The following is a 22,308-nucleotide window of genomic DNA, read 5'->3' on the forward strand; positions in this document are numbered from 1 at the left end:
GCTGTTGACCGTCCTGTTGCAGGTGACGGCCGAGGAGGTGATGTTCCGAGGCCATGTCCAGCCGCTGCTGGTGCGGGCGGTGGGGGCAGGCATGGCGGTGCCGCTGACGGCGGCGTCGTTCGCCGCGCTCCATGCCGTGCTGGCAGGGACGGCGCCGGTCATGCTGGTCAACATGCTGCTGGGCGGCGGGTTGTTCGGGCTGCTGGCGTTGCGCGGCGGGCTGGGCGCCGCGATCGGGGCGCATTTCGCGTGGAATGCGATCGAGCAGCTGGGGGTCGGGCTGGACCCGAACCCCGGCGTCGGAACATTCGGATCGGTCATCGACCTCGACCTGTCGGGCGCTGCTTCATGGGGCGGATCCGGGGCGGGACTGAACGCCAGTATCGCGATGAGCGCCGCCTTGCTGGCGACGATCCTGCTGGTCGTCTGGCGGCGGCCGGCATGACGCTACATCGTGGCCGCCCGCTTCGCATCGATCGCGTCTCGGATCTTGCGGAACGCAGTCATCGCCGCGCCCGGGATCGAGCGGCCGCCGCCGGTCTCGATCGACATCGGGTCGACCGCCTGTCCGTCGACATGAACCTCGTAGTGAAGATGCGGGCCGGTCGAGCGGCCGGTGGTGCCGACCTCGCCGATCTGCGTTCCCTGCGCCACGCGGCTGCCGGGGACGATCGCGGCGGCGATGCGGTTCATGTGCAGGTAGAGCGTTTCCCAGCCATTGTCGTGGCGCAGGCGGACGAAATTCCCGTTGGCGCCCTTCATCCCGGCGAAGGACACGGTGGCGTCGCCCGCGGCGAAGATCGGCGTGCCGGTGGGGGCGGCGAAGTCGGTGCCGCGGTGCATCTTGCGAAAGCCGAGGATCGGATGCCCCCGCATGCCGAAGCCCGAACTGATCCGTGCGGCATCGACCGGCGTGCGCATCAGCGACCGGCGGCTGCTGCGCCCGCTGCTGTCGAACCATTCGGCCTCCGCATCGCCTGGCAGGCGATACTGGTAGAGCGCGCGCGTCCTGGCCGGGGTGGAGAGGAAGGCGTAGACCAGCCGCGGCGCGCCGACCGCCTCGCCATCGGCGTTGACGCGTTCCTCGAACCCCGCCTCGAACACGTCGCCCTGCGATACTTCGCGCTGGATGTCGAAGTCGTAGCGGAACGCGTTGGCGAAGGCGCCGACCAGCACGTCGCTGACCCCGGCCGCCACCGCCGAGCTGTAGAAGCTCTCGCCGTCCAGTTCGCCGCGTACGAAGCGCATCCGGCGGGTGAGTTTGGCCGACAGCGACCTGGCGGCGAGCGTGCCGTCGCCGCTCCGTTCGATCACGACGCCGCCGCCATCGACATGGGTCGCGGTGAGCGCGTGCAGCTTCGCGCCGGCGAGCGTCACGTCGAGTCGCAACAGGCCGGGCGTGTCGCCGAGCGCCTGCTGCGCCAGTCCGGCGGCCCGGTCGGCATCGGCCGGTGCGACGCCCAGCGATCGGAGCGTCGGCGCGATCGCGCCGGGCGTGGCGATATTGAGGACACGTTGGTCGAAGGTTTCGCCGGTGGCCGCCGCAGGTGCGGGGGTCGGCACCGTCGCATTCTCTTCCGTCGGCCGCGCGGTGAAGGCAAGGAATGCGCCACCCAGCGCGACCGCCACCCCGCCGACGAGCGGCAGGTTGCTCCGCGAGCGGCCTGCGACGTGCGGCGTGGCGACCGGCGGTGCAGGCGTCGGCACCGGCCGGGGACGGCTCCACGAGCGCGGGTCGTAGGACGGTTCGGCATCATCGCGAAACTGCATGGTGTGTCCTTGGAACCAATAGCGGCGCCGGGCGTCCCTCCGGCAGCTATTGCCGGGGCGAAACGATCTGGCAATGTCTTGGGTCCGGTAAACTGTTCACACAGGCAGTACCGCCGAAAAGGGGGGCAGGGTTGGTAAAGAACCGGGTGGCGTGGTCCGAGGGTATGTTCCTGCGGCCACAGCATTTTCAGGCGCAGGATCGCCATGCCGAAGCGCAGCTGAACGCGCGCATTGCGTCGATCCGGCCATGGCCCTGGGGTCTGACCGAACTGGTCATCGACGAGGATGTCGCGACGCTGGGCAAGTTCGCCGTGACCCGCGCGACCGGCATCCTGCCCGACGGCACGCCGTTCGCGATTCCCGACGACATGCCGCCGCCGCCGCCGCTCGACATCCCCGCCGACGCCCGCGACGCGTTGATTTCGCTGACGCTGCCGGTGTCGCAGCCGGGCGCGGTGCAGTTCCGCGAGGCGGACAGCGAAAGCCTCGACGCGCGCTTCCTGGTCGACGACGCCGAGGTCGCCGATTCCTTTTCGAGCGACCGGACCAGCGAGCCGGTCGGCCTCGCCCGCCCCAATCTGCGCTTCGGCGTCACGCGCGACCAGACCTATGGCCGGGTAACGCTGGGGCTGGTCAAGGTGCGCGAGGTCCAGAACAAGCGGCTGATGCTCGACGACCGCTATATCCCGGCGACGCTGGACATCGCCGCGGCGGCACGGCTGCGCGGCGGGCTGTCGGATATCGCCGGGCGCGCCGGGCAGCGGGCGGGCGAGCTGGCGTTGCGCGCGGTCGAGGCGACCGATGGCGGGTCGGATACCTTTGCGGGGTTCCTGCTGCTGCAGGCGCTCAACCGCTGGCTGCCGGTGCTCGACCATCTCCAGCACCTGCCGATGGTCCATCCCGAACGGCTGTTCGAGGCGCTGGTGTCGATGGCGGGCGAACTGGCGACGCTGATACGTCCCGAACGCCGCGCCCCGCCGCTGCCGCGCTACGACCATGTCGATCCGCAACAGTGTTTCGATCCCGTGTTCGACCTGCTCCAGTCGATGCTGTCGGCGGTGTTCGAACGATCGGCGGTGCAGCTGCCGCTCGATCAGGCGGGACCGGGGGCGTATGTGTCGCGGATCACCGACCATGGGCTGTACCAGACCGGCTATTTCTATCTCGCGGTATCGGCCGCCGCGCCGGTCGAGGAGATCCGCGGGCTGTTCCCTTCGGTCGCGAAGATCGGCGCGGTGCAGCGGATGCGGCAGATCGTCGACTCCGCGCTGCCCGGCGTCCCGCTGCGCCACACCCCCACCCCGCCGCCGCAGCTGCGCGTGCTGCCGGGCTTCGTCTATTTCGAGCTGGATCGCGGCGTGCCCGACTGGGCCGAGTTCCAGCAGGCGACGGCGCTGGGGCTGCATGTCGCGGGTGACTGGCCGGGGCTGAAGCTCGAACTGTGGTGCGTGAAACGGAGCGCGCGGTGACCGAAGACGGCGACGACGGTGACAAGACGGTCTTCCGACCGTCGCCCTTGCAGGGGCTGCGGCGCAACGCCGCGCCGGACGCGGGCTATGGCGCGCCGCCGCCGCTGTCGCGCACCGGTCATGCGCCGGGCGGGGCAGGCCTGGCCCCGTCGCGACTGGCCGAGGACGATGTGCCGCTGCCGGCGACGCCACCTAGGGTGCGCAACGTCATGCTGGCGGAGGCCGAACCGGTCCTCGCGTTGCTGGCGGCAGTACGCGCCGGGCGGGTACGGATGCCGATGCCCGAGTTCCACCGCGAATGCGCCAAGGCGATCGCGACGTTCGAACGGGCGATCGCACCGCATTACCCCGAGGAAAAGCGCCAGCGCGCCAAATATGCCGTGTGCGCGACCGCCGACGACATCGCGCAGAACCTGCCGGGCATCGGCACCGACGGCGCCGAATGGGCGCGACGCTCGATGGTCGTGCAGTTCTTCCACGAGAATATCGGCGGCGATCGCTTCTGGCAGCTGGTCGACGACATGCTGCGCACGCCGCATGACAATCTCGACCTGATCGAGCTGTTCCATGCCTGCCTCGCCGCAGGGTTCGAGGGGCGGTTCCGGGTGATGCCCGACGGGCGGCGGCGGTTGCAGGAGATCATGACGCGGCTGTACGGCGCGCTGCCGCATGTCCGCAGTCTGTCGCAGGTCGAGCTGGTGCCGAACTGGCGCGGGGAAAAGGCCCCGCCGGCCCGCATCGGGATGAACATCCTCGCGCTGGCGGCGGCGGGGGCGCTGGCGCTGCTGGTGCTGGTCTATGCCGTGTTGCGGCTGATGCTGGCGTCGAGCGGCGACATGCCGACCGACCGCCTCGCCGCGCTGAACCCCGACAGCCGCCTGACGCTGTCGCGCCCGGCCGAGGCGATGGCGGCGGCGCGCAGCGAACAGGCATCGCGCCTCGCCAGGTTCCTCGAACCCGAAATCCGCGAAGGGCTTGTGACGGTCGAGGAGGATGCGCAGACGGTGCGGGTGCGCACCACCGTCGGGCAGCTGTTCGAATCCGGGTCGGACGCGTTGGAGGCCGGTCGCGAGACGCTGTTCCACCGTATCGGTCGCGCTATCGAGGGGGAGCGGGGATCGGTGCTGATCGAGGGTCATGCGGATAACGATCGCGTCGCGACGGTCCGCTTCCCCGACAACATGGCGCTGTCCGAAGCGCGCGCCGAGACGGTCGGGCGGCTGATCCGCGACGACCTGTCCGATCCGTCGCGGGTGACGACCAAGGGGCTGGGGGAAAGCGTGCCGATCGCCACCAACGACACGCCCGAGGGCAAGTCGCAGAACCGCCGAGTCGAGATCATCGTGCCGAGGCGTTCGTGATGCGGCGGTTCTTCACCAACTGGTATGCGGTCACGCTGTTGTCGGCGCTGGTGCTGGCGCTGATCGTCGTGTTCGCGTTGCCGCTGTTCTTCGCCTTCTTTCGCCCGTGGAGCGTACGCATCGCGTTCGTCGTCGGCATCGCGCTGCTGTGGGGCGCATGGTGGGGCTGGCGGCGGTGGCGTGCGAAGCAGCGTTCCGATGCCATCGCGAGGGAACTCGCCGGGCCGGATGCCGCCGAGGAAGAGGGCAAGGCGCTGGGCGGCCGCATGGGCGAGGCGCTGGCGAAGCTGCGTTCCGCATCGGGCGGGCGGCGCGACTATCTCTACAGCCGGCCGTGGTATGTCATCATCGGTCCGCCGGGGGCGGGCAAGACGACCGCGCTGCTCCATTCGGGGCTGCGCTTTCCCTTCGTCGAACAGGCGGCCAAGGGCGTGGGCGGCACCCGCAACCTCGATTTCTGGTTCGCCGACGAAGCGGTGCTGGTCGATACCGCCGGACGCTATACCACGCAGGATTCGGACGCGACGGTCGATGCGGCGGGGTGGAGCGCATTCCTGAACCTGCTCAGGCGCCATCGCCCGGCGCAGCCGATCAACGGCATCATCGTGGCGATCGGCGTCGATACGCTGGTCGGCAGCGACTGCGCGGCGATCGACGCCCATGCGAGCGCGGTACGGCGGCGGCTGGTCGAGTTGCGCCGGACGCTGGAAACGGCGGTGCCCGTCTATCTGATCGTGACCAAGGCCGACCTGCTGGCCGGGTTCGACACCTATTTCGACGACCTCGACGTCGAGGGACGGCGCGCGGTGTTCGGTGCGACGCTGCCCTATGGCGACGGCCGCCCCGGTGCCGAGGCGCTGGCGCAGGCATTCGACGTGTCGGCACAGGCGATCGCCGACCGGCAGGCACGGCGGCTGTTCGAGGAGGTCGACCAGCGCCGCCGGGGGATGATGCTGGGCTTCCCGGCCCAGTTGCGCAGCCTGCGCGCGCGGCTGATGCGCTTTGCCGAGGGCGCGTTCGTCGCGGGCGAGGATGCCCCGGCGCAACTGCGCGGCTTCTACCTGACCAGCGGCGTGCAGGAAGGCGCACCGCTCGACCGCATCCTCGCCGCGATGGGCGACGTGTACGAGGCACCGGCCGGGGGCGTGGAGACGCGCAGCCGCGCCTATTTCCTCAACCGCCTGCTGACCGAGGTGATGTTTCCCGAAGCCGGGCTGGGATCGACCGACCTGCGTGCCCGCACGCGGCACCGCGCGCGGCTGGTCGCGGCGCTGGCGGCGGTCGGGATCGTCACCGCGCTGGTGCTGACGGCATGGGGGTTCAGCTATGCCCGCAACCGCGCGTTCCAGAACCTGCTGGCGGAACGCGCGCAACTGGCCGAAAACCAGCTGCGCGAGGCTGGCGTCGACCTGGTGCAGGTGCGCGAGGACGATGCCGATCTGCGCGCCGCGTTGCCGGCGCTCGATACCCTGCGCAACTTGCCGCGCGGCTATGCCGAGCGTCGCGCGGGCGGACCGCCGCTGGCGATGACGTTCGGCCTGTACCAGTCGAGCCTGAGCAGCCAAGCGGAGGAAAGCTATCGCGTGGCGCTGCGCCGGATCATGCTGCCGCGCCTGCTGCTGCGGCTGGAGACGGTGATGCGCGCCGACGGGCGCGATCCGATGCGGCTGTACGAACCGCTGAAAGTCTATCTGATGCTGGGCCAGCAGGGGCCGATGGATGCGAAGGCGGTGAAGGCGTGGGTCACCGCCGACTGGGCCGGCGAACTCTATCCGGGCGCCGACAGCCAAGCGGAGCGTACCGCGCTGACCCGCCATCTCGACGCGCTGCTGGAGGATCGCGACATGGCGTCGGTCTGGGCCAATCGCCGTCCGCCGCTCGATGCCGGGCTGGTCGCGTCGGCCCGTGCGGCGGTGCAGACGCTCAGCCTTGCCGACCGCGCCTATGCCGTCATGCGGCAGAAGGCGGCGTCGGCCGGGGCGGCATGGGAAGCGGCCAACATCCTGTCGCAGGGCGATGTGCTGGCCTTTGCCAATCCGGATGCGGTCGCAGCGTATCGCATCCCCTATTTCTTCACCCGCGCGGGCTATGAGAAGACCTATCTCCCCGGCCTTGCCACCGTGCAGCAGGACCTGAAGCGCGACCTGTGGGTGCTGGGCGGCGCGGGTGCGGGCGGCGTGGGCGAGGAATTGTCGAACGTGCGCCCCGGCGTGGCCGGCCTGTATGCCAAGGACTATATCGCGGCTTGGGACGGGATGATCGAGACGATGAAGCCCGGCGCCTATTTCCGCGATCCGGCGGCGTTCGGCGCGCTGACCAAGAGCCCGTCGCCGCTCAAGCGGGTGCTGCTGGAATTGCGCAAGAACACGATCTTCACCGGCGGGGCGAAGGCGGGGCTGGCGCGGGCCGGACGGTATGGCCTCAACCGTTCGCGGATCGGCCGGGTCGCCAACGAGATCGGGCGCGACCGGGCGAGCGGGCTGGACGCCGGCGACGAGATCACCGTCTATTTCGAGAACCTGCACGAATATGTCGGCGACGGGCGGGGATCGGCGCCGATCGACGAGTTCATCGCCGGGATCAAGGCGGCGGGGCAGGCGGTGATCGCGGCGCAGTCGGTCGGGGGCGGCGGCGGGTCCGATGCGACGCAGGCGGCGATGGCCTCCGCGCTGGCGACGGTCAAGGCATCGGCGGCACAGGCACCGCAGCAGTTGCAGTCGTTCGTCAACGCCGCCGCCGGGGGCGGTGCCGCGGCGCAGGTCGGCGCGGCGAGTGGTGCGGTGACCGACGCCTATGCGCAGACCGTCCTTCCGGCGTGCAAGGGGGTTGCCCAGGAGCACTACCCTTTCTTCGCGGGTGCGCCAGACGCACCGATGGCTGAAACCTTGCGCGTATTCGGCATGGGCGGCGTGTTCGACGGGTTCGTGCAACAGCGGCTGGCGTCGATGATCGACACCGCCGGGCCGGTGTGGCGCTGGCGCGATGGCGATCCGGTTGCCGCCGCGCTGAACCCCGCGACTCCGGAGGCGCTGGCACGGACGGTCGAGCTGCGCGACCTGCTGGCCGGCGGGCTGCCGATCAAGGTCGCGGTGGCGCGCTTCGGGCAAGGGGTGGCGACGGTCGAGCTGTCGAGCGGGGGTACGCGCTATCGCTTCACCCCGACCGGCAACCAGCCGCGTCCGCTGCTGTGGTCGGCCAATGGCGGCCTGCCCGAGGCGTCGCTGGTGCTGTACGGGCCGGCGGTGACGGGCGCTGCACCGGCCGGAGCGGATGCGCCGCCGGGGCCGGAGATCGCGCGGATCGAGACGGAGGGTCCGTGGGCGCTGTTCCGGCTGATGGACCGCGCCGAGAAGCGCAATGCCGGCGAACAGGCGATCGAGGCGAGCCTGGGCGAAGGCGCGACGCGCACGACGCTGAAGATCGCACTGCCGTCCAGGCGCAACCCGTTCAGCCGGGCCGGGCTGTGGTCGTTCCGTTGCCCGGCGACGCTATGACCGCGCGGGTGTTCGGCAAGCTGCCCGCGCATGGCGACTTCGTCGCGCGGGGCATGGCGGCGGAGGAGCGCGCCGCGCTCGACACGTGGTTGTCGGCGTCGCTGCTGGCGGCGCGCGATCGCCACGGCGCGGACTTCGCCGACCGGTTCGATGCGGCACAGCCGTGGCTGGCGGAGGGCGACGGTGTCGCGGGCGCCATCGCCGCGTCGCAGGATGCGGTCGGGCGGCGCTATCCAGTGCTGCTGCTGGCCGATGGCGCGACGCTGGAGCCGGCGGCGTGCGAGGAATTGTTGCGGTCGGCAATCATGGAGGGCTGGGACGTGGATCGGCTGGCGATGGCGGCGGCGCGGCCGGCGGGTACGGTGGGGCGCTGGACGGGTGCGGACGGTCGGGTGCTGACCGGAGAGCGTCCGGGCGACCTGATCGGCGAGATGCTGGCATGAGCGGGGCGGTCCGTATCCGTGCCGTGGCAGCGACGCATCCGGGGCTCAAGCGGCGGATCAACGAGGACCGGTTCTGCGCGCGCGACGAGCTGGGGCTGTGGGCGGTCGCCGACGGGATGGGCGGCCATGCGCATGGCGACTGGGCGTCGAACGCGGTGGTGCAGGCGCTGGAGGCGGTCGTGCTGCCCGGCGATTTCCACGACGCGACCCGTGCCGTGGCGGACGCGGTGCACAGCGCCAACCGCCGCATCTGGAGCGAGGCGCAGCGCCGGACGCAGCAGATGGGATCGACCGTCGTCGCCCTGCTGGTGCGCGACGGGTGCTTTTCCGCGGTGTGGGTCGGCGACAGCCGCGCCTATGTCCTGCGGGACGCAGTGCTGCATCCGCTGACCCGCGACCATAGCCAGGTGCAGGAGATGGTCGATCGCGGGCTGATCTCGCCCGAGGAGGCCCGCGATCACCCGCGTGGCCATGTGCTGGCGCGCGCGGTCGGGGTCGGGGCGCGGCTGGCGGTCGATGTCGTGACCGACGATGCGTTGCCCGGCGACGTGTTCCTGCTGTGCAGCGACGGGCTGACCGCGACGACCGACGAGGCGGCGATCGCCGCGACGCTGGCGCTGCCCGACCGGCAGGCCGCGCTCGACCAGTTGATCGCGGGCGCGCTGGCCGGCGGAGCGCCCGACAATGTGACGATCGTGCTGGTCGCGGTGGAGGAGGCGACGGCACTTTCCCTTGGAGCGGGCGGGGCATGACCGGCGACGAGGACGACCGCACCGTGTTCCAGCCCGGCATGGGCGAGGACGGCGACCGCACGGTGTTCGATCCGGCCCATCCCGCGCCCGCAGCACCGCGCAGCGCCGGCATCCAGCCGGGCGACGTGCTGAACCACATGTTCGTCGTCCGCCGCTTCCTGGCGCGCGGCGGCATGGGCGAGGTGTTCGAAGGCGCGAACCTCGCCACCGACGAGCGCGTCGCGATCAAGGTGATGCTGCCGGCGCTGGCCGCCGATCCCAACGTCATCACCCTGTTCAAGCGCGAGGCGCAGACGCTGACCCGCCTGCACCACGAAGCGGTGGTGCAGTATCGCGTGCTGGCGATGGAGCCCGAACTGGGCGTCCTCTACATCGTCACCGAATATATCGACGGGACCAGCCTGTCGGACGTGCTGGCGACGCTGCGACCCGATCCGGCCGAGCTTGGCGCGTTGCTGCGGCGGCTCGCCTCGGGACTGGCGGCGGCGCATCGGCTGGGCGCGATCCATCGCGACGTGGCGCCGGACAATGTGCTGCTGGGCGGCGGCACGCTGTCGCGGGCCAAGCTGATCGACTTCGGCATCGCCAAGGACCTCGATCCCGGGACCGCGACGATCGTCGGCGACGGGTTCGCGGGCAAGCTCGGCTATGTCGCGCCCGAACAGCTCGGCGATTTCGATCGGGCATTGGGTCCGTGGACCGATGTCTACAGCCTCGGCCTGCTGATCCTCGCCGTGGCACGGGGGGCCGATCTCGGGCTGGGCGGAACGCTGGTCGACGCCGTCGACAAGCGGCGGGCGGGGCTGGACCTGTCGGCGGTGCCGGTCCCGTTGCGCGGTGTCGTCGAACGGATGGTCCGCCCCGATCCTGCGCAGCGGCTGCGCGACATGGATGCGGTGCTGGCGGCGCTCGACGTCGCAGAGGTTCCCGGCGCGACCGCCGGGCATCCGTTCGGAAAATGGTGGATCGCGGGCGGTGTGGTTGCGGTCCTGCTGCTCGTGGCGTTGCTGTTCTTCGTACGCGGCGGGAACGACACCACCGGCAATTCCGCCGCCCCGGTGATGGTCAAGGCGGACGACGTGCAGCACGCGAGGTCTGCGATCGATGCCGCGCTGCCGTCGGTCGGTTGCACCTGGCTCAGCATCACCGATCTCAAGGCGCAGGGCGGCGGTATCGACGTCGCGCTGACGGGTGTCGCCGGCGATCCCGCACAGGCCCAGACCGAGATTTCGAAGGCGCTCGGCGATCGCGGCAGCCGTGCCCGCAACATCGATTTCGCCGATGTCGCGCTCATCACGCCGGCGGGCTGCGCCGCGCTCGATGCCTTTCGTCAGATCCGCGCGAACGGGCGCAGCTGGCTGAGCGTGCCGCAGCGCCGCTTCGAGATGCGGCAGCAGGACGCGACCTCGACCTATGCCGGCAAGATGGCGGCGAACGCGCTGGTGCTGATCGACATCGCCGACCCGTCGCTCGACTTCGCTCTGTTCGGGATCGAGCCGTCGGGGCGAATCGAACGGATCGTCGTCGACCGGGCGGATTTCATGGCCGCCCTGCGCGCGTCGCGTCAGGGTTCGCCGATCACCGACCTCGGCAACGATCGCTACCGGATGCAGATCGACCTCGACCATGCCGGCTGGTCGGGCGTGCTGCTGGTGACCGGCAAGGGTCCGTTCGATACGGCCGTCGTCGCGCCGCCGCTGGGCGCGCGCGGCAGCGAATGGCGCGACCGGATCGCCACGCTGGCCGGCGAGCGCGGCTGGCGCACCGACATGGTGTGGTTCGAATCGACGGCGCCGCGCGCAAGGTGACCACGGACAGGTCCGGAATGCCGATCGCAGCAAGTCGGCCAACGACCATCCAGCCCCGTTGCGCGGTGACGGCGGAGACCGGCCTAAAGTTCGATCCATTCGCATGGAACCGTCACCCCAGCGAAGGCTGGGGTCTCCATCGGCTCCTGCTGCGCGCTGCCACAGCCTTCGCTGGATGACGCCCGTTTCAACAGGGTTGGATCAGACTCTAATGCGCCTCGCCCGGCTTTGCCATGCGCCTGGGCCGGGGTGCCAGCCAGATGATGAGCGCGGAGACGGCGAACACCATCGCCGACAGCAGGAACAGGTGGTTGATCGCCAGCGTGCTGCTCTCGCGCGTCACGGTCATCTCGATCGCGCCGCGGACCTGCTCCAACGAGAAGCCCTGCGCCATCAGGGCATTGGCGGTGGCGTCGGTGTTCAGCCGTGACGTCATCTCGCTGCGCGCGATGGTCATGCTGTCGGCATAGAGCGTGGTGGAGATCGACGTGCCGATCGCGCCGGCCATGGTCCGCAGGAAGCTCATGACGCCCGCCGCCGACGCCGTTTCCTGCGGTTCAACGGCGCCCAGCGCGATGGTGGTCAGGGGAATGAAGAAGAACGGCATACCGAACCCCTGCAGCATCTGCGGGAAGGCCAGCGTCCAAAAGTCGGCGCCGGTCGTCCATCCGACGCGCAGCAGCGACATGCCCCCCAGCCAGAAGATGCCGAAGCACACCAGCGCGCGCGGATCGTATCTCTTCATCAGCTGGGCGACGATCGGCGACATGATGACCGCGCCGACGCCGTTGAACGCCGTGGCATAGCCGGCATAGGTCGACGTGTAGCCGAGGCTGGCCTGCAACCATTGCGGAATCAGCACGACGGAGGCGAAGAACGTCCCGAACGAGAATGCCAGCGCGCAGACCGCCACGGTGAACCCGCGATGGCGGAACACGCGCAGGTCGACGATCGGCTGACGCTCGGTCAGTTCCCATACGATGAACACCGCCGCGCCGATCGCGGCGACCAGTGCCAGCACGACGATCGTGGGATCGTCGAACCAGTCGTGCTCGCGCCCGATGTCGAGCATGATCTGCAACGCGCCGATCCACAGCACCAGCAGGGCAAGACCGACCTTGTCGACCTTCAGCTTCTCGCGCTTCGTCTCGGCGGGCTTGAGCAGGCGCAGCGCGCCGAATACGCACACCATCGCGACCGGAATGTTGATGAAGAAGATCCAGTGCCACGACCAGCTGTCGCTGATCGTCCCGCCGAGGATCGGGCCGAGGATCGGCGCGACGACCGTCGTCATGGCCCACAGGCCCATCGCCTGGCCATGCTGTTCCCGGGGGAAGATGCGCAGCAGCATCGTCTGGGTCAGCGGCATCAGCGGCCCGCCGCAAAGCCCCTGGCCGATGCGCGCGACGACGATCATCGCGAGGCTGGTCGACAATCCGCACAGGATCGAGAAGATGCCGAAGCCGATCATGCCGACGACGAACGTCCGCAGGGTCCCGAACCGTCCGGCCAGCCACCCGGTCAACGGCACGCAGATCGCCTCCGCCACCGCATAGGACGTGATGATCCACGTGCCCTGGCTGGTCGAGATGCCGAGCGACCCGGCGATATGCCCGACCGACACGTTGGCGATGGTAGTGTCGAGCACGACCATGAAGTTGGTCAGCGCCAGCACCAGCCCGGCGAGCCACAGCGTTGCGCCGCTGAACGGCTTGAAATCGTCTTGGGCGGCCATGACCGAACTCCTCAACCGCGGACTATCGGCCCGAAATATCGACCTCGGCGGTCATCGACAGGCCGACGCGCAGCGGGTGCGCGGCCAGTTCGCGCGGATCCAGCGCGACCCGGACCGGCAGGCGCTGCACGACCTTGATCCAGTTGCCCGTCGCGTTCTGCGCCGGGATCAGCGCGAAGGCCGATCCGGTGCCGCCGGAAAAGCCGACGACCCGGCCGTGATATTCGACGTCGCCGCCGTACAGGTCGGAGGTCAGCCTGACCGGTTGGCCCGGCTTTACCTTTCGGAGCTGGCCTTCCTTGAAGTTCGCATCGACATAGACCTGCCCGACCGGCACGATCCGCATCACCGTCGCGCCGGAGGCGACGCGCTGGCCGACCTGGATCGTGCGATTGGCGACGACGCCGTCGATCGGCGCGCGGATCACGGTCCGCTCCAAGTCGAGCCGCGCCTGCCGCACCTTCGCTTCGGCGGCGAGGACGTCGGGGGCGCTCGCGGCGGTCGTGCCCTCGATCAGGGCCTGATTGGCGGCAAGGTTGCCGGCGGCGGCGCCGCGCTGCGACGATGCCTGCGCAACGGCGGCCCGCGCCTGTTCGCGCGCGGCGCGGGCGGCGGCAAGGGCGTTGGTCGCGGCGGTCAGCTCGTCGCCCGATACCGCCCCTGCGGAAACGAGGCGACGACGGCGGTCGTAATCGACCTGCGCCTTGGCAAAGGCGGCCTCGGTCGATTCGAGCTGGGCGCGGGCGCTGCTGATATCGGCGGCACGGGCGCGAACCTGTTCCGACAGCGCGGTGCTGGTCGCGGCGGTCTGTCCGAAGGCGCGGCGCGCCTTGGCGAGGTCGGCCTCGGCGGCGGCGACCGCGATGCGCGCATCGCTGTCGTCGAGGCGGACCAGCACATCGTTGCGTCGCACCGCCTGCGTATCCGACACGTCCACCGCAACGGCCTGTCCCGCGACCATCGGCGTCACCTGCGCGGTATCGGCGCCGACATAGGCGTTGTCGGTCTCGACATAGTGGCTGCCGACCAGCGCGTACCACGTGCCATAGCCGGCGCCGCCCAGCAGGACGATCGCGGCGATGCCGCCCAGCAGTTTCCTGCGCTTGTTCGGACGGGTGGCGCCGGTGTCCTGCGGGGCGGCGGTTTCGGAATCAGCCATGGGTCGGATCCTCGTTGCTCTGTCCGGCAGGCGCGGCGAACCCGCCGCCGAGCGCGCGTACCAGCGCGATGTCGATGGTGAAGGCGCGGGCTTCCAGGTCGGCGACGATCCGTCGCGCCTGCAACACCCGGTCTTGCGCGGTCAGCACGTCGAGGAAGCGGGACAGCCCCCCTTCGTAACGCAGCCGGGCGACGTCATAGGCACCCTGCGCGTCGTTCAGCGCCTCGCGCGACTGCGCGAGGCGGGTGTCGAGCGCGCGCTGGCTGACCACCGCGTCCGCGACCGCGCGATAGGCGTCGGTGACGGTACGATCGTAATCGGCAACCGCCGCGTCATATCCGCCGCGGGCCACACGATAGCGACCCTGCAACGCGCCGCCGCGAAAGATCGGCAGGTTGATCGCAGGGCCGACCGCGCCCGCGGTCGAGCCGCCCTTGAACAGGTTGTCCAGACCGAAGGACTGGAAACCGAGTACCGCCGACAGGCGGATCGAAGGGTAGAAATCGGCACGCGCGACCTTCACCCGGCTCGCCTCCGCCTCGACCCGCGTACGTGCGGCGACGATGTCGGGCCGGCCGGCGATCAGGTCGGTAGTGACGGTGGCGGGCAGGGGGCGTCGGGCGATCGCCGCGCGCGGCGCGGTCAGCGACAGGCCGCGATCGGGTCCAGCGCCGAGCAGCGCGGCGATGCGGTTGCGGGTCAGCGCGATCTGTTCGTCGGTCGCGGCCAGTTCGGCCCGGCCGGCGGGGACGGCCGAGCGCGCCTGCTTCAGTTCGGCCTGCGTATCCAGCCCGGCGGTGACGCGATCGGCGGTCAGGCGTTCCGTTTGTTGCCGCACCTCGAGCGCATTCACCTGCACCGCGCGTGCGGCGAACAGCCCGGCGAGATCGGCATAGGCGCTGGCGACGTTCGTCGACAGCGTCAGCCGCGCCTGTGCGAGATCGAGCCGGGCGGCGTCGGCATCCGAACGTGCCGCGGCATAGCCGGCGCGGTTGCGACCCCACAGGTCGAGGTCGAAGCCGAGCTGCCCCTCGACCCGGCCAGTGTCGTTCCAGCCCCTCGGCACGAAATCGGCGGGAATGCCGTTGTTGTAGCTCTGCTTCGTCAGTCCCGCATTACCGGCGACGTCGAGCGTCGGGAGGCGCGCGGCACCGGCCTGTTGCGCATAGCCGTCCGCCTGGAGCACCCGGGCGCGTGCAGCGGCGAGGTCGGGCGATCCCGTCAGGGCCTCCGCGATCAACGTATCGAGTTGTCGGTCGCCATAGGCCTGCCACCATGTATCCTGCGGCCATGCCGCGGTCGGAGCAGCGGCAAGGCTCCGTATGCTGGCATAGGATGCCGGCGGCGCGACCGTCGGCGCGGGCGCGAGCGTGGGTAGGCTCGCACAGCCGGACACCAGCAGCGCAGCGCCGAGCGCCGCCGGCCGGGCGATTTTCGTGGAAATCGATCGTGTCATCGGAAAACCGTACTAGTGGGTACGGTTTTTCCCATGATCCCCGGTCGTGCGCTTGTCAACGCGAAACTGTACCGTATAGTACAGTATATGACGACCGAACCCGGCGACCGTCCATTGACCTTGCGCGAGGTGCGCAAACAGGACCGCCGGGCAGCGATCCTCGCCGCCGCACGGCGCTCGTTTCTCGAGGAAGGCTATGCCGCCACATCGATGTCGGGGCTGCTCAGGACGCTGGGCGGGTCGAAGGCGACGCTGTGGAGCTATTTCCCGTCGAAGGAGGAACTGTTCGGCGCGGTCATCGCCGAGGTCACGGCTGCGTTTCGCCAGCAGGTGATGGCCGAACTCGACGCGCCCGGCGGCCTCGAGGCGACGCTGGTCAAGTTCTGTCGCAGCTTCATGAACAAGACGTCGCATGCCGATGCGCTGGCGGTGTGGCGACTGGTCATGGCGGAAAGCGGGCGCTTTCCCGAAGTCGGGCGCATTTTCTACCAGCAGGCCGCCGGCCATATCGAGCGTGCGCTGGTCGGCTATATCCAGCAGCAGATCGATGCGAGGCGGCTGCGCGACGACGGTGCGCTGAACATGGCGCGGGTGCTGATCGGCATGACCGCGGCGCAGCAGAACCGGCGCCTGTGGGGCGTCGAGCCGCCCGGAAGCGAGGGCATGGACGCCGATGCCCGCCGGTTCGTCGGGTATTTCCTGCGCCTTTTCGCAACCGGACCGTCGCAGGCATAGAGCCGCGCCCTTGCCATGCGATAACGCCGGCGCGTCCGGTAACCCTTGCGAAAAATGCCCGAAGGAATATGTACCGGACGTTATGGAAACCACTGCCACTGTCGCGCCCAAGGGCCGCCCCCGCGAATTCTGCACCGAGCGGGCGCTCGCGGCGGCGCTCGGCGTTTTCTGGTCGAAAGGCTATGAAGGCGCATCGATGGCCGATCTGACCGAGGCGATGGGGATCACCAAGCCCAGCCTCTATGCCGCGTTCGGCAACAAGGAAGCGCTGTTCCACAAGGCGCTCGACCTCTACGAGGCCGAAAAGCTGGAGTATATGCGCGACGCGCTGGACCAGCCGACCGCGCGCGCCGTCGCCGAGCATTTCATGCGCGGCGCGATCGACGCGCAGATGAGCAGTTGCGATCCCAAGGGGTGCCTGGGCGTCATCAGCATGACGGCGTGCGGTGCCGAAGCGGTGTCGATCAAGGCAGACGTCGTAAAACGCCGCGCATCGTCGCAGGCGGCGTTGGTCGAGCGCTTCGAACAGGCCAAGCGCGATGGCGACCTGCCCGACCACGTCGATATCCCCGGGCTTACCGGCTATCTCTACGCGATCCTGCAGGGGATGGCGGTGCAGGCCGGATCGGGCGCGACCCGCGCCGATCTGGAACGGGTCGTCGACACCAGCCTGATGATGTGGCCGGGGCGGTAGAATTTTTCTACCGACCGGTACAAAAGGCGTTGACGGAACGATCCGCCGTTAATATACCAGTCAGTATAGAAGAGGGCATCGCAGCGGTGTCCCGGCGCTCGCAAGGATGCCGCTATGCTCGAACCTGATTTCCGCGCGGTGTCCGCCCCGTAGTTCGGCGGCACGCGCAACCCCAAGCGTATCTCATCATCCGCAGACCGGACCATGCCCGACATTCGTGTGTCGGGCCGTGCCGGCCTGCGTCCCCGCAACAGCGCCTCTGCCCGACCACGGGCTCGGGCGACCGCCCCCGCGCGTCCGTCGCTGCGTGCCTCTGCCTGACTGGGAGGATTTTTCATGGCCTATGTCGATTTCTCCGGCGACACGCTGTTCGCCACCCCCGCCATCCTCGATCGGCCGGAACCCGTCGTTGAACCCGCCAGCGCCGCCCCCACCGGCCTCAGCGCGCTCGAATGGTCGGTGGTGGCGCTGGCGCAGCGCGACCGGATGGCGTCGCTGCGCGAACCGTCGCCGCTGTCGATCGCGCTAGGCAAGGTGTTCGGCACCCGCCGCCGCGATCCCAATCTGGCCGACCCGAAGCTGGAGGCGCTGCGGCGCATGGCGGTGCTCAGCTGGCATCGCGGCTTTGCTGTACCGGTCCATGAACTCGCCGCCTTCTTCGACGCCGGGTTCAACAGCGACCAGTATGAAACCATGCTCGCCAGCATCAGCGTGGCGCAGGCGACGCGAAAGGCACGCGCATGAACATGATTTCCACCATTCGCCCGCCGGACGACGCCGATACGGCATCGGTGCCGCCGCCCACCCGTTCGCGCTGGCGACGCGCCGGCTGGATCGCCGTCCCCGTCGTGGCGCTTGGCGCTGCCTGGGGCGTGCTGCATCAGGACAGCCCGGCGGTCGCCGCCATGCCGACGCCGACGGTAGAGGTCGCCCGGCCGCTGGTCCGCGACGTGACCGAATGGGATGATTTCGTCGGCCGGTTCGAAGCGTCGAAGTCGGTCGAAGTACGTCCCCGCATCGCCGGCGCGATTACCGGTGTCCACTTCACCGACGGGGCGATCGTCCGCAAGGGGCAGTTGCTCTTCACCATCGATCCGCGCCCGTTCGCAGCCTCGCTGGCCGAAGCCCGCGCCAGCGTCGCCGGTGCGGCGAGCGACCTTGCGCTGGCGCGCGCCAATCTCGACCGGGCGAACCGGCTGGCCGCCGACGATGCGGTGTCCAGGAGCGATCTCGATCAGCTCGATGCGCGGGTCCGCGCCGCGCAGGCGGCACTGGTCGCGGCGCAGGCGAGGGTGCAGGCCCGGGCGCTCGACATCGAGTTCACGCAGGTGCGCGCGCCGATTTCGGGGCGGATCTCCGACCGTCGCATCGATGCCGGCAACCTCGTCTCGGCCGGCGATACCACCGGCACGCTGCTGACCACGATCAACGCGCTCGACCCGATCTACTTCGCGTTCGACGCATCCGAAGGGCTGTTCCTGAAAGCGAAGCGGGCGGGCGCCGAAGGCTCGGCGGTCGAAGTGCGGTTGCAGGACGAGGCGGCGTACAGCCGTACCGGGCGACTCGACTTCACCGACAACGGGCTCGATCCGCGATCGGGCACGGTGCGGGGGCGGGCGGTGTTGTCCAACCCCGACCTGTTCCTGACGCCCGGCATGTTCGGCAACATGCGGCTGGCGAACGCGGGCTCGATGCGCGCGCTGCTGGTCCCCGACGTCGCGATCCAGACCGATCAGGCGCGCAAGACCGTGCTGACCGTGGCTCCCGACGGCACGGTCGCTGCCAGGCCGGTCACGCTCGGGCCGGTGATCGATGGCTTGCGGATCGTCAAGTCGGGGCTCGATCCCAACGATCGGATCGTCGTCAGCGGAACGCAGATGGCGATGCCCGGCACCCGGGTTCAGGTCCGTGCCGCCACGATCGCCGTGACCCGCGCCGCTGCCGCGCCGAAACCGGCGGCGACGATCGGCGAAGCGACTTTTGCGGGCAACTGAAGCGTAAAAAACCGTTCATGCTGAGTAGGGACTGAGCGCAGTCGAGGATGATCGGGTCGGATCGTCCCCCGGACGATCCTGAACCATGCGGGGCATGGTTCACCCGATCATTATCGAAGCACCCGTGGCGGTCCTTCGATACGCCCCTTCGACAAGCTCAGTGGCTACTCAGGACGAACGGACTGGTTTGCGTTCGTCAGCTTGCAACGAAATCATTTCCCTCTGACCGCGTCCCGTCGGGGCGAGGAGGCTTGCATGCGCCTGTCGCGCTTCTTCATCACGCGCCCGATCTTTGCCGGGGTCATCGCGGTCGTCATCACGATCGTCGGCGGCCTTGCCTATTTCGGGCTGCCCATCTCGCAATATCCCAACATCGTGCCGCCGACGGTCACGGTCGCCGCGACCTATCCGGGTGCCGCAGCCGAGACGGTCGCCGAAACCGTCGCCGCACCGATCGAGCAGGAGATCAACGGCGTCGACGGCATGCTGTACCAGTCGTCGCAATCGACCGGCGACGGGCGGGTGACGATCACCGTCACCTTCAAGCCCGGCACCGACCTCGACGCCGCGCAGGTGCTGGTGCAGAACCGCGTCGCGATCGCCACCCCGCGCCTGCCGCAGGAGGTGCAGCGGCTGGGCATCGTCACCAAGAAGACGACGCCGGACTTCCTGATGGTCGTCAACCTCGTGTCGCCCGACCGGTCGCTCGATACGCAATATCTGTCCAACTATGCGCTGACGCAGGTCAAGGACCGGCTGGCGCGGATCGAGGGGGTGGGCGACGTCCAGCTCTTCGGCGCGCGCGACTATGCGATGCGGGTGTGGATCGATCCCGGCCGTGCCGCTGCGCTGAACCTGACCGCGGGTGAAATCGTGCAGGCGCTGCGCGCGCAGAACGTCCAGGTCGCGGCCGGTACGCTTGGCCAGCCACCCTATAACCAAGGCAATGCCTTTCAGCTGAACGTCGAGACGCAGGGCCGGCTGACCGAACCGCAGCAGTTCGCCGATGTCGTGATCCGCACCGATGCCGGCGGCCGGCAGGTCCGCGTGCGCGACGTCGCCCGCGTCGAACTGGGCGCGGCCGATTATTCGACCAACACCTATCTGTCGGGCGAGCCGACCGTACTGCTGGGCGTGTTCCAGCGTCCCGGCTCCAACGCGCTGGCCGCGGCGCAAGCGATCACGACGGAGATGGACACGCTGCAAAAGACCTTTCCCAAGGGCCTCGAATATCGCGTCATCTACAACCCGACCGAATTCATCGCCCAGTCGATCGACGAGGTGATGAAGACGCTGGGCGAGGCGATCGTGCTGGTCGTGCTGGTCATCATCGTCTTCCTCCAGCGGTGGCGCGCGGCGATCATCCCGGTCGTGGCGATCCCGGTGTCGCTGATCGGTACCTTCGCCGTGCTGCTGCTGGTCGGCTATTCGCTCAACAACCTGTCGCTGTTCGGGCTGGTGCTGGCGATCGGCATCGTCGTCGACGACGCGATCGTCGTGGTCGAGAATGTCGAGCGCAATCTCGCACGCGGCATGACGCCGTTGCAGGCGGCGTTCACCTCGATGGACGAAGTGGCGGGGGCGCTGGTCGCGATCGTCGCGGTGCTGTGCGCGGTGTTCATCCCGACGCTGTTCATGAACGGCATTTCGGGCGCCTTTTATCAGCAGTTCGCCGCGACCATTTCGACCGCGACGATCATCTCGTTGATCGTCTCGCTGACCCTGTCGCCCGCACTCGCCGCGCTGCTGCTGAAAGGGCATGCCGAGGACGCGCCGGTCACGTCGCGCTTCATGCGGACGCTGCGCCGTGCCGGTGACGGCTTCAATCGCGGGTTCGAGGCAATGAGCGAGCGCTACAGCCGGATGACCCATGCGCTGGTCACGCGGCCGAAGCGGGTGATGATCGCCTATGCGGGCCTGATCGCCGCGACGATCGGCATGTTGTGGACGACGCCGACCGGCTTCATCCCGCAACAGGATCAGGGCTATTTCCTGACGGTCATCCAGCTGCCGTCGGGATCGTCGGTCGAACGCACCGACGCGGTGATGCGCAAGGTCGCCAGCCGAATCCTGCCGCTCGACGGGGTGAAGGGCGCGGTGATGCTCGCCGGGTTCGACGGCCCGTCGCAGACGCTCGCGCCCAATGCCGCCGCGGCGTACATCCCGCTCAAGGACTTCAAGGATCGCAAGGGCATCCACGTCAGCCAGATCATGGCCGAGGCGCAGAAGGCGACTGCCGACATCACCGAAGCGCGGTTGATGATCGTGCCCCCGCCCGTGATCCAGGGGATCGGTGCCGCCGGTGGCTTCCGCATGATGGTGCAGGACAAGGGTGGCCATGGCTATCAGGCGCTGGGCAAGGAAGCCTATGCCCTGATCGCCAAGGCCAATCAGGCGCCGGGCCTGGCGGGTGCGTATACCTTCTTCGACACCGCCACCCCGCGCATCTTCGCCGATATCGACCGGGCGAAGGCCGATCTGCTCGGCGTGCCGCCCGAACGGGTGTTCGAGGCGCTGAACGTCTATCTGGGGTCGGCATTCGTCAACGACTTCAACCTGCTCGGCCGCACCTATCGCGTGACCGCCCAGGCCGACGCACCGTTCCGCGCGACCGAGAGCGACATCGCCAACCTCAAGACCCGCTCCAACGCCGGCGGCATGGTGCCGATCGGGTCGCTCGCGACCTTTGCCGACAAGACCGGTCCGTACCGCGTCGTCCGCTACAACATGTTCCCGGCGGTCGAGCTGGACGGCAACACCGCACCGGGATTCTCGTCGGGTCAGTCGTTGCTGACGATGGAGAAGCTCGCCAGCGAAACGCTGCCCAGCGGCTACAGCACCGAATGGACCGACATCGCGTTCCAGCAGCAGCTGGCCGGCAACACCGCCGCCATCGTCTTCGCACTTGCCGTCGTGTTCGTCTTCCTCGTGCTGGCCGCGCAGTATGAAAGCCTCGTGCTGCCGCTGTCGATCATCATGATCGTGCCGATGTGCCTGTTGGCGGCGATGATCGGCGTGAACCTGCGCGGCATGGACAACAACGTCCTGACCCAGATCGGACTGGTCGTGCTGATCGCGCTGGCCGCCAAGAGCGCGATCCTCGTCGTCGAATTCGCGCGGCAGGCGGAGATGCAGGACGGGCTGTCGCCGGTGGAAGCAGCGGTGCGCGCGGCGGGCGATCGCCTGCGCCCGATCCTGATGACCAGCTTCGCCTTCGTGCTTGGCGCCGTGCCGCTGCTGATCGCGACCGGGGCAGGGGCCGAGTTGCGGCAGGCGCTCGGAACGGCCGTCTTCTTCGGCATGCTCGGCGTCACCGGCTTCGGCCTCGTCTTCACCCCCACCTTCTACGTCGTCTGCCGTGCGCTCGGCGATCGCCTGCGGTTCCGCCGGCCCGCCGCCGACGCACAGCTGCAGCCCGCAGAATAAGGAGCCCGACCC

At 69.2% G+C, this 22,308-nt stretch carries 16 protein-coding genes; 12 read left to right on the forward strand and 4 right to left on the reverse strand.

Features of this window, described 5'->3' with window-relative positions; genetic code table 11:
* Positions 1–445: CPBP family glutamic-type intramembrane protease (locus QLH51_RS15845; protein ID WP_283514636.1), on the forward strand; the 445-nt coding region annotated here is incomplete at its 5' end.
* A 2-nt stretch (positions 446–447) separates the two neighbouring features.
* Here QLH51_RS15845 and QLH51_RS15850 read toward each other — a convergent pair.
* On the reverse strand, positions 448–1,770 hold the full coding sequence (locus QLH51_RS15850) for a M23 family metallopeptidase (RefSeq protein WP_125655704.1): 1,323 nt from the start codon (positions 1,768–1,770) through the stop codon (positions 448–450).
* A gap of 131 nt (positions 1,771–1,901) precedes the next feature.
* On the opposite strand from QLH51_RS15850, the gene tssK reads away from it, so the two are divergent.
* The 6 genes from tssK to QLH51_RS15880 are packed head-to-tail and all read left to right on the forward strand — an operon-like array spanning position 1,902 to position 11,097.
* Positions 1,902–3,239 carry a type VI secretion system baseplate subunit TssK gene (tssK, locus tag QLH51_RS15855; protein ID WP_206428890.1) on the forward strand — a complete coding sequence of 446 codons (1,338 nt, stop codon included), beginning with the start codon at positions 1,902–1,904 and terminating at the stop codon, positions 3,237–3,239.
* Positions 3,236–4,600, forward strand: coding sequence for a type IVB secretion system protein IcmH/DotU (icmH, locus tag QLH51_RS15860; RefSeq protein ID WP_206428889.1), 1,365 nt, complete (start codon positions 3,236–3,238; stop codon positions 4,598–4,600). Before tssK ends, icmH begins: the two co-directional genes overlap by 4 nt.
* Entirely contained in the window at positions 4,600–8,094 is a 3,495-nt protein-coding gene (gene tssM / locus QLH51_RS15865) for a type VI secretion system membrane subunit TssM (RefSeq protein ID WP_125655700.1), read from the forward strand. Before icmH ends, tssM begins: the two co-directional genes overlap by 1 nt.
* Positions 8,091–8,537, forward strand: coding sequence for a type VI secretion system-associated protein TagF (gene tagF, locus QLH51_RS15870; protein WP_125655698.1), 447 nt, complete (start codon positions 8,091–8,093; stop codon positions 8,535–8,537). The genes tssM and tagF overlap by 4 nt, the downstream gene beginning before the upstream one ends.
* Entirely contained in the window at positions 8,534–9,289 is a 756-nt protein-coding gene (locus QLH51_RS15875; protein ID WP_125655696.1) for a PP2C family protein-serine/threonine phosphatase, read from the forward strand. The genes tagF and QLH51_RS15875 overlap by 4 nt, the downstream gene beginning before the upstream one ends.
* Positions 9,286–11,097, forward strand: a complete 1,812-nt coding sequence (locus tag QLH51_RS15880; protein ID WP_125655694.1) for a serine/threonine-protein kinase — start codon at positions 9,286–9,288, stop codon at positions 11,095–11,097. The genes QLH51_RS15875 and QLH51_RS15880 overlap by 4 nt, the downstream gene beginning before the upstream one ends.
* Before the next feature lie 208 nt (positions 11,098–11,305).
* On the opposite strand, the gene QLH51_RS15885 is transcribed toward QLH51_RS15880, so the two are convergent.
* From QLH51_RS15885 to QLH51_RS15895, 3 genes are read right to left on the reverse strand one after another with little or no spacing between them, the layout of a single operon-like run.
* Entirely contained in the window at positions 11,306–12,832 is a 1,527-nt protein-coding gene (locus QLH51_RS15885) for a DHA2 family efflux MFS transporter permease subunit (protein WP_125655692.1), read from the reverse strand.
* A gap of 22 nt (positions 12,833–12,854) precedes the next feature.
* Complete coding sequence (locus QLH51_RS15890; RefSeq protein WP_125655690.1) at positions 12,855–13,991, reverse strand: HlyD family secretion protein; 1,137 nt, start codon at positions 13,989–13,991, stop codon at positions 12,855–12,857.
* Positions 13,984–15,447, reverse strand: coding sequence for an efflux transporter outer membrane subunit (locus QLH51_RS15895; RefSeq protein ID WP_125655688.1), 1,464 nt, complete (start codon positions 15,445–15,447; stop codon positions 13,984–13,986). The genes QLH51_RS15890 and QLH51_RS15895 overlap by 8 nt, the downstream gene beginning before the upstream one ends.
* 87 nt (positions 15,448–15,534) lie before the next feature.
* Between QLH51_RS15895 and QLH51_RS15900 the strand changes: the two genes are divergently transcribed.
* The 5 genes from QLH51_RS15900 to QLH51_RS15920 all read left to right on the forward strand — a co-directional run bounded on the left by QLH51_RS15900 (position 15,535) and on the right by QLH51_RS15920 (position 22,296).
* Positions 15,535–16,182: a TetR/AcrR family transcriptional regulator gene (locus QLH51_RS15900; RefSeq protein ID WP_164516087.1), complete on the forward strand. Its 648-nt coding sequence runs from the start codon at positions 15,535–15,537 to the stop codon at positions 16,180–16,182.
* 82 nt (positions 16,183–16,264) lie between these two features.
* On the forward strand, positions 16,265–16,876 hold the full coding sequence (locus QLH51_RS15905; RefSeq protein ID WP_125655684.1) for a TetR/AcrR family transcriptional regulator: 612 nt from the start codon (positions 16,265–16,267) through the stop codon (positions 16,874–16,876).
* A 336-nt stretch (positions 16,877–17,212) separates the two neighbouring features.
* Positions 17,213–17,620, forward strand: coding sequence for a hypothetical protein (locus tag QLH51_RS15910; protein WP_125655682.1), 408 nt, complete (start codon positions 17,213–17,215; stop codon positions 17,618–17,620).
* On the forward strand, positions 17,617–18,870 hold the full coding sequence (locus QLH51_RS15915) for an efflux RND transporter periplasmic adaptor subunit (protein WP_206428888.1): 1,254 nt from the start codon (positions 17,617–17,619) through the stop codon (positions 18,868–18,870). Before QLH51_RS15910 ends, QLH51_RS15915 begins: the two co-directional genes overlap by 4 nt.
* A gap of 255 nt (positions 18,871–19,125) precedes the next feature.
* Positions 19,126–22,296 carry an efflux RND transporter permease subunit gene (locus QLH51_RS15920; protein ID WP_125655680.1) on the forward strand — a complete coding sequence of 1,057 codons (3,171 nt, stop codon included), beginning with the start codon at positions 19,126–19,128 and terminating at the stop codon, positions 22,294–22,296.
* The last annotated feature ends 12 nt before the right edge of the window (positions 22,297–22,308 follow it).

This window comes from Sphingomonas sp. 2R-10, assembly GCF_030062225.1.
Lineage (GTDB): Bacteria > Pseudomonadota > Alphaproteobacteria > Sphingomonadales > Sphingomonadaceae > Sphingomonas.

Bases quoted from the DNA above. Each gene is read 5' to 3' on its own strand.
- QLH51_RS15890 (WP_125655690.1), bottom strand. From the start codon at position 13,991: ATGGCTGATTCCGAAACCGCCGCCCCGCAGGACACCGGCGCCACCCGT.
- QLH51_RS15850 (WP_125655704.1), bottom strand. From the start codon at position 1,770: ATGCAGTTTCGCGATGATGCCGAACCGTCCTACGACCCGCGCTCGTGG.
- QLH51_RS15920 (WP_125655680.1), top strand. From the start codon at position 19,126: ATGCGCCTGTCGCGCTTCTTCATCACGCGCCCGATCTTTGCCGGGGTC.
- QLH51_RS15875 (WP_125655696.1), top strand. From the start codon at position 8,534: ATGAGCGGGGCGGTCCGTATCCGTGCCGTGGCAGCGACGCATCCGGGG.
- QLH51_RS15900 (WP_164516087.1), top strand. From the start codon at position 15,535: ATGACGACCGAACCCGGCGACCGTCCATTGACCTTGCGCGAGGTGCGC.
- QLH51_RS15910 (WP_125655682.1), top strand. From the start codon at position 17,213: ATGGCCTATGTCGATTTCTCCGGCGACACGCTGTTCGCCACCCCCGCC.
- QLH51_RS15915 (WP_206428888.1), top strand. From the start codon at position 17,617: ATGAACATGATTTCCACCATTCGCCCGCCGGACGACGCCGATACGGCA.
- QLH51_RS15885 (WP_125655692.1), bottom strand. From the start codon at position 12,832: ATGGCCGCCCAAGACGATTTCAAGCCGTTCAGCGGCGCAACGCTGTGG.
- QLH51_RS15905 (WP_125655684.1), top strand. From the start codon at position 16,265: ATGGAAACCACTGCCACTGTCGCGCCCAAGGGCCGCCCCCGCGAATTC.
- tssM (WP_125655700.1), top strand. From the start codon at position 4,600: ATGCGGCGGTTCTTCACCAACTGGTATGCGGTCACGCTGTTGTCGGCG.
- QLH51_RS15880 (WP_125655694.1), top strand. From the start codon at position 9,286: ATGACCGGCGACGAGGACGACCGCACCGTGTTCCAGCCCGGCATGGGC.
- QLH51_RS15895 (WP_125655688.1), bottom strand. From the start codon at position 15,447: ATGACACGATCGATTTCCACGAAAATCGCCCGGCCGGCGGCGCTCGGC.
- tagF (WP_125655698.1), top strand. From the start codon at position 8,091: ATGACCGCGCGGGTGTTCGGCAAGCTGCCCGCGCATGGCGACTTCGTC.